This is a genomic window from Stenotrophomonas sp., from assembly GCF_050737575.1.
GTDB lineage: Bacteria > Pseudomonadota > Gammaproteobacteria > Xanthomonadales > Xanthomonadaceae > Stenotrophomonas.
The window spans coordinates 449962-462916 of sequence record NZ_JBOHXW010000002.1; the positions used below are offsets into that span (position 1 = coordinate 449962).

General features: G+C 62.3%; 13 protein-coding genes, 2 tRNA genes and 1 other RNA gene. 8 read left to right on the forward strand and 8 right to left on the reverse strand.

Annotated features, from left to right (window positions below):
- Positions 1-25: 25 nt before the first annotated feature.
- On the reverse strand, positions 26-790 hold the full coding sequence (gloB, locus tag ACREP4_RS05265) for a hydroxyacylglutathione hydrolase (RefSeq protein ID WP_431595323.1): 765 nt from the start codon (positions 788-790) through the stop codon (positions 26-28).
- A gap of 62 nt (positions 791-852) precedes the next feature.
- Between gloB and ACREP4_RS05270 the strand changes: the two genes are divergently transcribed.
- The 3 genes from ACREP4_RS05270 to dnaQ are packed head-to-tail and all read left to right on the forward strand — an operon-like array spanning position 853 to position 2662.
- Complete coding sequence (locus tag ACREP4_RS05270) at positions 853-1455, forward strand: class I SAM-dependent methyltransferase (RefSeq protein WP_431595117.1); 603 nt, start codon at positions 853-855, stop codon at positions 1453-1455.
- A 17-nt stretch (positions 1456-1472) separates the two neighbouring features.
- A complete protein-coding gene (gene rnhA, locus ACREP4_RS05275; protein WP_431595118.1) occupies positions 1473-1925 on the forward strand; it encodes a ribonuclease HI in 453 nt (150 codons plus the stop codon).
- 8 nt (positions 1926-1933) lie between these two features.
- A complete protein-coding gene (dnaQ, locus tag ACREP4_RS05280) occupies positions 1934-2662 on the forward strand; it encodes a DNA polymerase III subunit epsilon (protein WP_431595119.1) in 729 nt (242 codons plus the stop codon).
- Positions 2663-2835: 173 nt separating this feature from the next.
- Here dnaQ and ACREP4_RS05285 read toward each other — a convergent pair whose 3' ends face one another.
- Complete coding sequence (locus ACREP4_RS05285; RefSeq protein ID WP_431595120.1) at positions 2836-3540, reverse strand: PP2C family protein-serine/threonine phosphatase; 705 nt, start codon at positions 3538-3540, stop codon at positions 2836-2838.
- A 200-nt stretch (positions 3541-3740) separates the two neighbouring features.
- On the opposite strand from ACREP4_RS05285, the gene ACREP4_RS05290 reads away from it, so the two are divergent.
- A tRNA-Ser gene (locus ACREP4_RS05290) sits at positions 3741-3831 on the forward strand.
- Positions 3832-4081: 250 nt separating this feature from the next.
- Here ACREP4_RS05290 and ACREP4_RS05295 read toward each other — a convergent pair.
- The gene (locus tag ACREP4_RS05295; RefSeq protein WP_431595121.1) at positions 4082-4459 is read right to left on the reverse strand and encodes a hypothetical protein; all 378 of its coding nucleotides are present in this window, start codon (positions 4457-4459) and stop codon (positions 4082-4084) included.
- Between the two features lie 178 nt (positions 4460-4637).
- Here ACREP4_RS05295 and ACREP4_RS05300 point away from each other — a divergent pair, with 178 nt between their 5' ends.
- Positions 4638-5036 carry a DUF6165 family protein gene (locus ACREP4_RS05300; protein ID WP_431595122.1) on the forward strand — a complete coding sequence of 133 codons (399 nt, stop codon included), beginning with the start codon at positions 4638-4640 and terminating at the stop codon, positions 5034-5036.
- Between the two features lie 69 nt (positions 5037-5105).
- Here ACREP4_RS05300 and ACREP4_RS05305 read toward each other — a convergent pair whose 3' ends face one another.
- On the reverse strand, positions 5106-6152 hold the full coding sequence (locus ACREP4_RS05305) for a glycosyltransferase family 9 protein (RefSeq protein ID WP_431595123.1): 1047 nt from the start codon (positions 6150-6152) through the stop codon (positions 5106-5108).
- Positions 6153-6173: 21 nt separating this feature from the next.
- Between ACREP4_RS05305 and ACREP4_RS05310 the strand changes: the two genes are divergently transcribed.
- Complete coding sequence (locus tag ACREP4_RS05310; protein WP_431595124.1) at positions 6174-6923, forward strand: 3-deoxy-D-manno-octulosonic acid kinase; 750 nt, start codon at positions 6174-6176, stop codon at positions 6921-6923.
- Positions 6923-7690, forward strand: a complete 768-nt coding sequence (locus tag ACREP4_RS05315) for an MBL fold metallo-hydrolase (RefSeq protein WP_431595125.1) — start codon at positions 6923-6925, stop codon at positions 7688-7690. The genes ACREP4_RS05310 and ACREP4_RS05315 overlap by 1 nt, the downstream gene beginning before the upstream one ends.
- A gap of 290 nt (positions 7691-7980) precedes the next feature.
- On the opposite strand, the gene ffs is transcribed toward ACREP4_RS05315, so the two are convergent.
- Positions 7981-8077, reverse strand: an RNA gene (ffs, locus tag ACREP4_RS05320) — signal recognition particle sRNA small type.
- Between the two features lie 316 nt (positions 8078-8393).
- On the opposite strand from ffs, the gene ACREP4_RS05325 reads away from it, so the two are divergent.
- Positions 8394-8711: a DMT family transporter gene (locus ACREP4_RS05325; protein WP_431595126.1), complete on the forward strand. Its 318-nt coding sequence runs from the start codon at positions 8394-8396 to the stop codon at positions 8709-8711.
- Between the two features lie 101 nt (positions 8712-8812).
- On the opposite strand, the gene ACREP4_RS05330 is transcribed toward ACREP4_RS05325, so the two are convergent.
- From ACREP4_RS05330 to ACREP4_RS05340, 3 genes are all read right to left on the reverse strand, one after another.
- A complete protein-coding gene (locus ACREP4_RS05330; protein WP_431595127.1) occupies positions 8813-11164 on the reverse strand; it encodes a GH92 family glycosyl hydrolase in 2352 nt (783 codons plus the stop codon).
- 83 nt (positions 11165-11247) lie between these two features.
- Complete coding sequence (locus ACREP4_RS05335) at positions 11248-12267, reverse strand: hypothetical protein (protein ID WP_431595128.1); 1020 nt, start codon at positions 12265-12267, stop codon at positions 11248-11250.
- Between the two features lie 518 nt (positions 12268-12785).
- Positions 12786-12878 (reverse strand) — tRNA-Ser (locus tag ACREP4_RS05340).
- Positions 12879-12955: the final 77 nt, after the last annotated feature.

Below are 12955 nucleotides of genomic sequence, written 5' to 3' on the forward strand. Positions count from 1 at the left end.
AGCGCCAGGCAGAGATTGGCCCGCCTCACGCGCGGAAACCGTCTTTCCACCGCCGCAATTCGGCGAAGACTTCCACCTCGTCGGCGGGCGTGCGACCCAGTCGAGCGGTGATTGCGTCGCGGATGTGGGTATCCGCGGTACGCAGAAATGGATTGCATTGCAGTTCACTGGCCAATACGGCCGGAACAGTGGGTCGGGAATGGCTGCGCATGTCCTGAACTTCCTTCTGGCGGCGTTGCAATGCCGCGTTGGTGGGATCGACATGCCGCGCGAAGACGGCATTGGCCAGCGTGTATTCGTGCCCGCAGCAGACCTGTGTCTGGGGGGGCAGGGCGGCCAGTCGCTTGAGCGAGGCCAGCATCTGGGCGGGCGTACCTTCAAACATGCGTCCACAGCCCAGGCTGAACAGCATGTCGCCACAGAACACATGATCGTGGCCCAGATAGGCGATGTGGCTCCGGGTGTGGCCGGGAACCGCCATCACCGAGAAGTCGAAGCCGGAGGATTGTACCCGGTCGCCATCGGCCACCCGTTCACAATCCAAAGCGATGCGTTCATCCCGGGGCGCGAACACCCGTAGCCGTGGCCAGCGTTGGCGCAGTTCGGCCACGCCGCCAATGTGGTCGTCGTGGTGGTGGGTGAGCAGTACGGCGGCGGGCTGCATGCCTTGTGCAGCCGCTTCAAACACCGGGCCGGCTTGGCCGGGATCGACGAATACGGTGCGCTCATCGGGCGTTTGCAGCGCCCAGATGTAATTGTCCTGAAATGCAGGCAGGGCGGTCAGTCGCATAGAATTGGAAAATGCCTGCCGCCCCGTCCCCTCGTCAAGCGTCAGTCTCGCCATGGTTTGAGATGGTTGCTGCGCGGGCGATCCGGGATTGGGAGCATCAGCACCTGCTGGCCCGATTGCGCAGCGTGCCTGCACAACCGTGGTTGTGGTTGGCGCCAAGTGCCGCTTGGCTGCCCGAACAGGCCCCTCCGGGGCGCGGTATACGTCTGCATCAGATGGGGCAGGGAAGTGGTTGGCAGGGCGAAGTGCGCTGCGGGCTGGCCTTGCCGCTGCCGGCCGAGGCGGTCAATGCGATCGTCATTCAACATGCGGCTCCGGCCGATCTGGATGCACTGCTGGCCGAATGTGCGCGGGTGTTGATGCCGGGAGGACGGTTGTGGATGACCGTGCTCAACCGTTACAGCCCGTATCGGGCGCATTGGCAATGGCAGGGGGCGCAGCCGGCCTCGGTGGCGCGAACCCGCGTGCTGATGAAGCGGCAGGGATTGCGTTGCCAGTCCATCGGCTACCACGGGCCGCTGTGGAGCCAGACGGGTGCGGCGGCGGGAACGAGCTTGCCGGCATTGCGCGCGTTGTGCGTGCTGGAAGCAGAAAAGAGAACCGAGGCGTTCATCGGACCGATGAAAGCCAGCCAGGTGGGCTGGCGCCGGCCGATGGCGACCTGAATCAGCAACGGAACCACATGAAGTCAATTGAGATACATACCGACGGCGCCTGCCTCGGCAATCCGGGCCCGGGCGGCTGGGCAGCGCTGTTGCGTTACAAGGGACACGAGCGCGAGGTCACCGGCGGCGAAGAGCACACCACCAACAACCGCATGGAGTTGATGGCGGCCATTGCCGGGCTGGAAACGCTCAGCGAGCCGTGTGACATCGTGCTGTCCACCGACTCGCAGTACGTGCGCCAGGGCATCACCGAATGGATGCCGGGTTGGGTGCGACGCAACTGGAAGACCTCCGGTGGTGATCCGGTCAAAAATCGCGACCTGTGGGAGCGCCTGCATGCGGCGACCCAGCGGCATACGATCGATTGGCGCTGGGTGAAAGGCCACGCCGGCAATCCGGACAACGAACGGGTGGACGAATTGGCCCGTGATGCAGCAATCCGTGCGCGCCAAGGCGCCGCAAGCAACTGAGGTAATCCATGCGCCAGATCGTCCTTGATACCGAAACCACCGGTTTGGAGTGGAAGAAGGGCAACCGTGTGGTCGAAATCGGCTGCGTGGAGCTGCTCGAACGTCGTCCCAGTGGTAACAATTTTCACCGTTACCTCAAGCCGGACTGTGAGTTTGAATCCGGCGCCGCGGAAGTCACCGGGCTGAGCCTGGATTTCCTCGCCGACAAGCCGCGCTTTGAAGAAGTGGTCGACGAGTTCCTGGCCTATGTGGATGGCGCTGAGCTGATCATCCACAACGCCTCGTTCGATATGGGCTTTCTTGAAAACGAGATGTCGCTGTTGGGCCGGGGCCGCTTGGCCGAGCGGGTAACGGTGACCGATACCCTGGCGATGGCGCGTGAGCGTTTTCCGGGGCAGCGCAACTCGCTGGACGCGCTGTGCCGGCGTTTGGGCGTGGACAACTCGCATCGCCAGTTGCACGGCGGTTTGCTCGATGCGCAGATCCTGGCCGACGTCTATATCGCGCTGACGTCCGGGCAGGAAGAGATCGGCTTCGGTCAGCCCGAGTCGAGCTCGACCAATACCGCCGGTGCCGAACAGACGTTCGACGCGTTCGTGCTGCTGCCGCGCCCGCGCGTGGTGGTGACCGCCTCCGAGCAGGAAGCGCACGAAGCAAGATTGGCCCGGCTGCGCAAGAAGGGTGGCCATGCCTGGTGGGACGGCGAGCGTGCGCCGGAGCCGTCCGAGACGGCGTAAAAGGGGCTTGGTGGATTGCCTGGTGTAGGAGCGGCCTCGGCCGCGAAGCGCATGTGGTGGATGCAGCAGTCAATCAGCAACTGCGGTAATCCGGTTGCAGTTGCGGAAGTTGGAGCCGCCGTAAGCATTAAGGGCTTCGCGCCTCAAGGCGCTCCTACAGCCGCTGATTTGCCTCAGTGGCAGCGGACGAGGATGGCGGTGACGTTGTCCGAGCCGCCGCCATCGAGTGCGGCGGCCACCAGCGCATCCACGCATTCCTGCGCGCTGCAGTCGGCGTGGGCGAGCGCTTCGGAAAGATGGGTGTCGTCCACTTCTTCGGTCAGGCCGTCGCTGCACAGCAGCAGTTGCATGCCCGGGCGCAGCTCGCCGGTCATCGTGGCTACGTTGAGGTGCGCCGGGTCGGTGACGCCCAGTGCCTGGGTGACGACATTGCGGTGCGGATGCGCGCGCGCCTGCTCGGCGGTGAGGCTGCCTTGTGCGATCAGTTCCTGCACGTAGCTGTGGTCCTGGCTGAGCTGGGCCAGCTTGCCGTCGCGCCACAGGTAGGCGCGGCTGTCGCCCACCCACGCCACTTCAAAACGGTTGCCCTGGACACGCGCGGCGACCACGGTGGTGCCCATCGGCAGGCTGTCGTTGCGACGGCGCGAGGTGCGGATGATTTCTTCATCGGCGATGCGGATGGCCTGGACCAGCGCGGTGCCGTTGCGGATCTCGCGAACGATGGTTTCCCGCGCCAAGGCGCTGGCGACTTCGCCACAGGCGTGGCCGCCCATGCCGTCTGCAATCAGCCACAGGCTCAACTCACCGTCACCGTAGTAGGTGTCTTCGTTGAGTTGGCGACGCAGGCCGACGTGGCTGAGGTGTCCGAATTCGATCATGGATGCCCAGGTGGGCCAGGGTTCGGCGGGATGGCAACGCATCATCGCGTTCATGGAGGTGCACGGCAAGCACCGTTGCGGGTTGGTTGGCTGCCGGAAAGCCAGCGTGCAGCGATGTCTTGAGGCGCTGAGGTCAAAAAGCCCTTGTCGGCGTAGCCAATGCCCCTTATCATTCGCACCCCGGTTCGCCGGGACCATCTGGAGAGGTGGCAGAGCGGTTGAATGTACCTGACTCGAAATCAGGCAGGCGTTTATAGCGCCTCGGGGGTTCGAATCCCCCCCTCTCCGCCAGATTTAGAAAAAGCCGCCTTCGGGCGGCTTTTTTCTTGGGCGACGTTCGGTGTGCATCGGATGTCGGTTTGAATGATCGGAGCGGTTCGATGCGGATAGAAACTCCGACGGTCGGCGATATCCGGTGGGACGGTGAAGCTGCTCAAAGGGAGAAGAGCGCAGCGCTGAATCCATCCCGTGCCACGGGATACATGCAGGAAGCCACTTTCAGGCGACCTGCTGCACTTTGCTTCACTAATTCCCGCTGGCTTCAGCGCAGAAGTTCGCTGGCCTTGGCTTCAGCTTCTTCTGCATTGCCGACGATCAGCATCGGGTAGCCCCAGAAATTCTCGAAGAATCTGCTGAACTCCTCCGCCTTGCGTTGCTCATCGTCATTGGCGGCGACATGCACGTGGGCCTTGGTGAGTTTGACGATGGCCGGCTTGTTCGCCTTCATCCAGTTAGCGACCTTGCGCCGCTCGTCGATGTCGGGCTCACCCTGATCGAAGCCGCCACTGGCGATGTAGACGAAGGGCTGCTCACGGGCCAGCAGCGCGGACATGTCGGCAAGCACGGTTTCGGTGCTGTCGGCATTCTCTGGGGCATAGTCCAGCCGGACGAGAGGGAAGTGTGAGGAGTCGACGCGCATTGCTGGTTCCTTTGTAAATAATAAGAATCATTATCGTTTAAAGGGTGCCTGATACACCATTGCACTGGATCACCGGCTGCCTGCGATGCCGACGTTGGGTATGACGGAGGTGATGTCAGGGCAGAAGCTGATCGCAGCGACGGGCTAAACTGTGCGCCACGTTATCCAGGCGCTTTCCATGTCCGAAATCCTTGTTCCCGTTTCCTTTGGCGAGCTGCTCGACAAGATCTCGATCCTGCAGATCAAGTCCGAGCGCATGAGCGATGCGGCCAAGTTGACCAACGTGCGCAATGAGCTGTCGGCGCTGGATCGCACCTGGGCGGCGCATCCGGCCGCAACGCAGGACATCAGCGCGCTGCGCGATGACTTGAAAGCGGTCAATGAGCGGTTGTGGGATATCGAAGACGACATTCGCCTGAAAGAGAAGGCGCAGGCGTTCGACGATGCGTTCGTGCAGCTGGCGCGCAGCGTCTATATCCAGAACGATGAGCGCGCGCGCATCAAGAAGGCCATCAATCTGGCGCTGGGTTCCAGCTATGTGGAAGAAAAGTCGTATCAGGACTACCGCGCAAGCTGAGTCCGCTGCGCGGGCTGTGATGCAGAAAGGCCGCCCAATGGGCGGCCTCTACGTTGGAGCAGGGGATGCTCAGCGCGGATGGTCGGCGCGATAACGCTCGAATGCGGCGATGCCGTCGTCCACGGTGATCAGCGACATCACCTCGTCGAATTCGATCTTGGTGCCCCACTTCAATTGGCTGGCCGGCTTGTTGAGGTAACGGCGCGCAGCGTCGTCGTAGCGGTCCACACAGTAGCGGCGATCAGAGTACGGCCCGCTGCGTTCCGGGTTGCTGGCGGCATGCAGGCCCAGCACCTTGGTGCCGACGGCGTTGGCGATGTGCATCGGGCCGGAATCGGGCGTGACCAGCAATGAGGCGCGGGCCAGCAGTGCAGGCAATTGCTTGAGAGTGTCCTTGCCGACCAGGTCGAGCACCGGGTGCTGCATCGCCGCGATGATGGCGTCGCTAGTGCTGCGCTCCAGTTCGCTGCGACCGCCACACAACACCACGCGCCAGCCCTGCGCGGCGGCGTGATCGGCCAGTGCGGCGTAGCGGTCGGCGTACCAGTTGCGGCGTTGGTGGCTGGAGCAGGGCGAGATCATCAGCACCGGGCGACCGTCGTCGGGCCATTGTGCCGCGGCCCATTCGTGGGCTTCCGGCGGCGTTGCCAGGTTCCAGCGGACCTCAGTCTGCTTCATGCCCAGCGGCTCGCAGAAGCTGCCGATGGCATCCAGCACATGGATGCCGGGACGGTCCGGGATGCGCTCGTTGATGAAGAGCCCGTGCAAATCCTTCGAGCGCGTCTTGTCGTAGCCGATGCGGCGACGGGCCGGGATGAAGGCCGAAAGCAGGTTGGCGCGGAAGGCCACCTGCATCTGCAACAGTGCGTCGAACGGTGCCGACGGCAGTTCGCCGCGCAGTGCGCGCATGCCGGCCACACCGGTCTTCTTGTCGTAAACATGGAAGGTCACGCCGGGCAGGCCGTCGAGCAGTTTGTGGCCGGCCTTGTCGATCACCCAATGCAGCTCAAGTCCCGGCCGCGCGTGCTGCAGGGTGTGAACCAGCGGCACGACGTGGGTCACATCCCCCAGCGCGGAGAGGCGCAGGAGGCACAGCGGGGAGGACGATGCGGACATGTGTTGTTAGACTCGCTGGGAATGGTCGCATTCGACGCCAATGAAGCTCTGACGCCGTGCCGCGAAGGTCGTGGATACGGCGCCATTCTGTTCGACCGCCAGCGCTTGCGGCAAGCCGACCCGGGGCTGTTCTCGCCCGCGCAGTGGGATGGCAAGGCGCGTCCGGTGGGCGAGGGTGGCCGCGGCGGTGCTTGGTTTGTCGACGCGCCGTTCGGTCAAAGCGTGCTGCGGCATTACCTGCGCGGCGGCGTTGCGGCCAAGCTCAGTCGCGATCGCTACCTGTGGCGTGGCCCTGATCGGGCGCGGAGCTTTGCCGAGTTCCGCCTCATGCGCAAACTCATTGAATTCAAGTTGCCAGTGCCGCGCCCATTGGCTGCGTTCTACATGCGCGATGGCATGACCTACCGCGCCGCGATCCTGATGGAGCGCCTGGAGAACGTCCGTTCACTGGCCGACCGCGCGCTGGTGACCGGCCGTGGCGCACCGTGGGAAGAGACCGGCAGGCTGATCGCCCGTTTCCATCGCGCGGGGCTGGATCACGCTGATCTCAACGCACACAACATTCTGTTCGACGCCACCGGCCACGGTTGGTTGATCGACTTCGACCGCGGCGTGCTGCGCATTCCCGCCACCCGTTGGCGCGAGCGCAACCTCAAGCGGCTGCTGCGCTCGCTGCTGAAGCTGCGCGGCGAACGCAGTCGCGAGGATGTCGAGAAAGATTTCGCACGGCTGCGTCGCGCTTACGATCTGGCTTGGAACCGAGGCACCTGATGAACTGGGCGTTGCGTTTTCTGGGCGTCGGCAATGCCTCGGCGGTCGAACTGGGCTCGCCGATGTCGGTGATCGAACGCGATGGCCGGCCGTGGCTGACCATCGATTGCGGCGGCGAAGGCCTGACCGCGTATCGCGCGCACTATGGCGCGCTGCCTGATGCGGTGTTCGTCACGCATATCCACCTGGATCATGTCGCCGGTTTCGAGCGGCTGTTCGTTGATGCGTATTTCAACCGGCAGCGGCGCGGCAAGGTGCGGCTGTATGTGCCGGCGACCGTGGTGCCGCTGTTGCATCGTCGCGTGGCGGATTACCCGAATGTGTTGGCCGAAGGCGGCGCCAACTTCTGGGATGCGTTCCAGCTGATCGTCGTTGGCGAGGCGTTCTGGCATGAAGGCGTGCGGCTGGAAGTGTTTCCGGTGCGTCACCACTGGCCCGAGACCGCCTACGGGCTGCGTCTGCAGGGTGCGCTGGTGTGGAGCGGCGATACCCGGCCGATTCCGGAAATGCTGGCGCGCTATGCCAACGACAACGAATTGATCGCCCACGACTGCGGTCTGCACGGCAATCCATCGCATACCGGCGTGGATGATCTCGAACGCGAGTACGACGCAGCAATCCAGACGCGGATGATGCTCTACCACTACGCCAGCGCCGCCGATGGCCAAGCACTTCGCGCGCGCGGCCACCGAGTGGCGATGCCGGGTGAATGTGTGGCATTGGCCAATCCCACTGCTGCGCAGGTGGCGCTGGAAGATCTGCCATAAAGCGGCACCCGGTGGGTGCGGCGAGTGGCATTCACCGGCGCCTGCGCAGCACGAGGCGCCCATTGAAAATAGCGAATCAAAGCCCCTCTCCCGCAAGCGGGAGAGGGGCTGGGGTGAGGGTGAGTCGGGGCCGACGCAGATGGATACCTCGAATCATTCCGAAGCACGAAGCTCGCCGGGTTCGCGCAAACTTTCCGTCGTGCATGCCGCGCCTGCTCAAATCGCAGGCAAGCGGGTGAGATCACCGCGTCGACAGCGGCATCACGTATTCAACGGCTGAAAAGGCGGTGGCCCCGCCGGCTGACCTCGGCGCCCGCGTCGATCGATACCGTTGCTGCCTTCCGGCCCTGGCGGGATTTTCGACCTAGCGTCGCGAGGGGCCGACGGGGCCACCATAGAGACGGTTTGGCCGCGCAATGCGCGGCCATTCTCAATCTGGGGAGTCAGGGGCGATGGGTTCATCAGCCGCCGTGGATCACAGACCGGACACAAACGGGAGCAGATCCTGTCGTGTGTGGCGATTGTAGCGTATGCGCGCGCTGTAAGACCAGAAATGTGCGGCGATTGAACTGCGTGTAACCCGCCAACGGCTGCGGTAGGCCATTGGCGGCCCTCTTGGCTAGAATGCCGGCCCAACGGAGGACGACCTCCCCCAACACGGGAACGTATCCAGGACGGCCTGGCCCCCTCAAGGAGGCTTTTCATGGCTTGGATCTATCTGTTGGTTGCGGGTTTGCTGGAAATCGTCTGGGCATTGGCGATGAAGCAGTCCCACGGGTTCACCCGCCTGGTTCCCAGCATCATCACCATCGTTGGCATGATCGCCAGCTTCTGGTTGCTGGCCGTCGCCATGCGCACCTTGCCGCTGGGCACCGCGTACACCATCTGGACCGGCATCGGTGCGGTGGGCGCGTTCCTGATCGGCATCTTCTTCCTGGGCGAGCACGTCAGTGCGATGCGCATTGGCGCGGCGGTGCTGATCGTCAGCGGCCTGGTGTTGATGAAGGTGTCGAGCAGCTGAGTGCGGCGATGTTGCCGTTCACCGGCAGCATCAATCCCCTACATCCAAACCCGGGCCGTGTCCATTGGGCACGGTCCGGGTCGCCTTGAAACCCAATCGCGTTATCGCGACATCGAATACGGTCGCTGTGCCGCATCCGTCGCCCATTCCTGATTAGGTTCGGCCTGCATGGTGAAGTGCAGTTCGCCGCCGGCCTGGATTTCCTGATGGGTCACATAGGCTCGCTCCAAAGGCTTGCCGTTGAGCGTGACATTGCCGATATAGGTATGCGCGTCATCCAATCCGGTCGCCACGATGCTGAAGCGTTTGCCGTTGGGCAGATTCAACGTGGCGCGCGGCAGGAACGGGCGGCCGATGATGTATTGATTGCTGCCCGGCGTGACCGGGTAGAAACCCAGCGCGGTGAACACATACCAAGCCGACATCTGGCCAAGGTCGTCGTTGCCGGCCAGGCCATCAACGCGTGCGGCGTACTGCGTGTCCATGATCTGTTTCAGCCGCGCCTGCGTGCGCCACGGTTGGCCGGCATGCGCGTACAGATAGGCGACGTGGTGGCTGGGTTCATTGCCGTGTGCGTACCAGCCGATCAGGCCAGTGATGTCTTCCATGTGCGCGAAGATCGATGGATCCACCTTCGCCTCGAACACCGCATCCAACCGTGCCATCAACTTGTCGTCGCCGCCATGCGCCGCGGCGAGGCCGGCGACATCCTGCGGCACGTACCACGAGTACTGCCATGCATTGCCTTCGGTGTAATCGCTGCCGTAACCGCTGACGCTCGGATCGAACGGTTCGCGGAAACTGCCATCGCGTTTGCGTGCGCGCATGAAGCCGGTGGCCGGGTCGAACGCATGCTTCCAGTTGGCCGCGCGTTTGGTGAATTCGGCGGCGACATCGGTCTTGCCCATGTCCTGTGCCACCTGCGCGATGGTCCAGTCGTCGTAGGCATATTCCAGCGTTTTGCTGGCGGCTTCGCCTTCCTCGTCGATCGGCACATAGCCGAGTTCGCGGTACTGCGCGATGCCGTCGTAAGGCCCGTAATTGGCGCTGGCCACCATCGCCTGCAGTGCTTCGTTGGTGTCGTAGCCACGGATGCCCTTCATGTAGGCATCGGCAATGACCGGAACGGCGTGGTAGCCGATCATGCACCACGTTTCCAAACCGTGGAACGACCACACCGGCAGCACGCCGTGTGCGCTTTCGCGGCGCGACGCCAGCAGTGAATTGACGAAGTCATTGGTGCGTTGTGGCGGCTGCACCAACGTAGCTAACGGGTGCAACGCGCGGTACGTGTCCCACAGCGAGAAGGTGGAATAGTTGGTCCATCCTTTCGCTTGATGCACGGCGTTGTCCGGGCCGCGATAACGCCCATCGCTGTCCATGAACAAGGTTGGCCCCAACAGCGTGTGATACAGCGCGGTGTAGAAACTGCTGCGTTGTGCCTCGCTGCCCTGGGCATCCACTGCACCCAGCGCCTCGCTCCACTGCTGTTTTGCGGCGGCGCGCATGCCGTCGAAATCCCAGTCGGGCGCTTCCGCGTCCAGGTTGGCAATCGCGTTGTCTTCGCTCACCGGCGAAATGGCGACTTTCACCAGCAGCGGCTTGCCGGCAACCGGCACCACGTCGAACGCGGCAACGAGCTGTCGGCCTTCAATCTGCGCGCGCTGTTCCGGGTTCTTCTCGCCCGGCGGCGGGAAGCCCTTGTAAGTGATGTCCTGCTCGGTGTTGTGCAGTTGATGGCCGCTGAGCGGCTGCGAAAAGCGCATGGCGAAGTACAGCTGGCGACCGGGCGCCCAGCCACGCGTTTCGCGAAAGCCGGTGACCGTTCCATCCGGCCGCACCCGCACGCGTGACCACAGAATCTTGCCCGGGTAGTCATACATGCTGGTGCGCAGGTCCAGCACCACATGCGCGGGCTTGCCGGCAGGAAAGGTGTAGCGATGCATGCCGACGCGTGCACTCGCGGTGAGTTCGGCGCGCACGTCGTAGTCATCCAGCGTGACCGCGTAATAGCCGGGCCGGGCTTGCTCGGTGGCGTGGCTGAAGCGCGAGGTGTAACCGCTCAGCGGTTGATCCGGGTTGCCGCGTTCCAGCTTCAACTCGCCGGTGGTCGGCATCAACAGCAGATCGCCCAGGTCCGAATGACCGGTGCCGGAAAAGTGCGTATGCGAGAAGCCAACAATGGTGTTGTCGTCATGCCGATAACCCGCCGCCCAGCCATAGCCCTCCTTGCGTGACTGGATGCGGGTATCAGGCGACAGCTGGACCATGCCGTAAGGAACGGTGGCCCCCGGGTAGGTATGGCCTTCGCCACCGGTGCCGATGAAGGGGTTCACGGCGGAGTAGGCCGCCTCGTTGGCGGCGGGAGAGGCTGCCAACGCCGAAGAAGGCGCTGCGGTGGAGGTTCCTACGGTTGCTGCAAGTACCAACAGGGTCGCGCCAAGCTGCTTCATCCCGCACCTTTTGGATCGGTCTAATGCGGGGAAATTAGCATGGTGCTGAGCGCCCTGGTTGCTTTCATCATTTCCGCGGCGCGTCAGTAGATTTCTTCCGGGACAGGCACTTTGGTGATCAACTGGAACTCATCATTTTGCAACCGGTAAAAGAAAGCGTAGTTGCCGGTTGAGTTGTAATCGTCATCAACCTCTCCACCTTCTGCTATCAGCAAGTCGCTGTCGGGGACGAACTTGCGAACTCTGGGGCCTAATTCACCGCCGAGTCCACTTTTGATGACCTGGCCTGTTCGCTTGTTCACAAAAGTCGTGTAGCTGCACGACGTGCCACATCCCCAGCTTGCAGAGGTGTATTCGCCAGCGAAATCCACCGGATTCCGGGAAAGTGCATCAGAAATTCGAGTCCTGAAAGTGCGAGCTTCTTCGCTACTGGTGTCCAAGGTGGCAGTTGAGCCGGAATAAATATCAGCAACTGGGTAATCGGTGAATTTTGGGGTTCCACCCTCGCCGTTGCCACTGAAAAAACGCTCTCGGATCGCCTCATTTGCCGCCACCTGTTCGGGTGTGTTTTCGATCGGCTCGGCAAGGCCTGAAGTCTGGGCGGTTTCGGCTGTTATCGCGTTGGCGGAAGCCAGCGCTGAATCGGTCTCAGAGGAGACATTGGCAGGTGCCTGCGGGCGCTGAGCCTGCAGTGCTGCGGCCAATGCACCAGCTAGCGTGATTTGATCGAACTGATTAAATCCAGCTACATGAACCAGATGCCGATCCTCGTCATCGAGCTGTGAGGTGTAGCTGAGCACCAGCTTGCTTTGATTGCCTGCGCCGTTATTAACCAGCAAGTTGGCTTCGCAGCTGTATTTCTTGATGTTTTCTTCAAGAGATGTGGCATGCGGCAGTTCAATGTTCAGAACACTTGTGAGCGTTTGGACCGGGATTGAGTTCGGCCCCGTGGCGCCAAGACTTTCAGCGATGATCTCTCGTACCAGATTCAACGTATCCGTGTCGGAGCATTTGGGTATCTGAGGGCTGAGCATTGAGCAGCCCGCGGAGACGCCGATCGCAGCAGTAGCGGCGACACTAATCAATCGTTTCCCCATATCCATTCCCCTGCAGCTCCTAGATGGGGCCAATTATGCAGGACGCAGGTGAGCTTTCGCCGAAATGACAATTCAGTTTGGCATCGGGCATCGGGCCTCGTGCTTCGGTAACGGGCTTGTCTGGATCAGTGCCGACGTGAACTCATTGGCCATGCCTGTCTGGCCGAAGTGACATTGATGGGCGGATAGGTAGCACTGGATTTAGTTGCCGAACTTCCAGATATTTCAAATGCGGAAAATAGGCATTTATTAAAAGTGGAGCTCACCCATAAGTAGGACGTGGTGCATGTTCCAGATGCCTTCGATATCGCACTCGGCAAAGCGAGTTTGGCTGAAGAAGCTGCCAGCTACTGGGTATCTGGCGGAGAGAGACGGCAGATTCGGCGCTTCGCCCCTCACCCTTCGGGCGGCTGCGCCGTCCCACCGGCTACGCCGGCGGTCGAACCTGTTGGGGCTCTCGTCCCCCATGCTGTCCCCCGGACAAAAAGAAAAGGCCACCCGAAGGGCGGCCTTTTCTTTTTATCTGGCGGAGAGAGGGGGATTCGAACCCCCGAAGCGCGGTTTAGACGCTTACACACTTTCCAGGCGTGCTCCTTCAACCACTCGGACACCTCTCCGGATCCTGCCGCTGTAACACCTCAGCAGGGGCGCAGATTCTATAGGGCTTGGCGCGATGCCACAAGCACCCCCTGAC

Coding starts and splice junctions, on each gene's coding strand:
- gloB (WP_431595323.1), bottom strand. CDS start 790: ATGCGACTGACCGCCCTGCCTGCATTTCAGGACAATTACATCTGGGCG.
- ACREP4_RS05270 (WP_431595117.1), top strand. CDS start 853: ATGGTTGCTGCGCGGGCGATCCGGGATTGGGAGCATCAGCACCTGCTG.
- rnhA (WP_431595118.1), top strand. CDS start 1,473: ATGAAGTCAATTGAGATACATACCGACGGCGCCTGCCTCGGCAATCCG.
- dnaQ (WP_431595119.1), top strand. CDS start 1,934: ATGCGCCAGATCGTCCTTGATACCGAAACCACCGGTTTGGAGTGGAAG.
- ACREP4_RS05285 (WP_431595120.1), bottom strand. CDS start 3,540: ATGATCGAATTCGGACACCTCAGCCACGTCGGCCTGCGTCGCCAACTC.
- ACREP4_RS05295 (WP_431595121.1), bottom strand. CDS start 4,459: ATGCGCGTCGACTCCTCACACTTCCCTCTCGTCCGGCTGGACTATGCC.
- ACREP4_RS05300 (WP_431595122.1), top strand. CDS start 4,638: ATGTCCGAAATCCTTGTTCCCGTTTCCTTTGGCGAGCTGCTCGACAAG.
- ACREP4_RS05305 (WP_431595123.1), bottom strand. CDS start 6,152: ATGTCCGCATCGTCCTCCCCGCTGTGCCTCCTGCGCCTCTCCGCGCTG.
- ACREP4_RS05310 (WP_431595124.1), top strand. CDS start 6,174: ATGGTCGCATTCGACGCCAATGAAGCTCTGACGCCGTGCCGCGAAGGT.
- ACREP4_RS05315 (WP_431595125.1), top strand. CDS start 6,923: ATGAACTGGGCGTTGCGTTTTCTGGGCGTCGGCAATGCCTCGGCGGTC.
- ACREP4_RS05325 (WP_431595126.1), top strand. CDS start 8,394: ATGGCTTGGATCTATCTGTTGGTTGCGGGTTTGCTGGAAATCGTCTGG.
- ACREP4_RS05330 (WP_431595127.1), bottom strand. CDS start 11,164: ATGAAGCAGCTTGGCGCGACCCTGTTGGTACTTGCAGCAACCGTAGGA.
- ACREP4_RS05335 (WP_431595128.1), bottom strand. CDS start 12,267: ATGGATATGGGGAAACGATTGATTAGTGTCGCCGCTACTGCTGCGATC.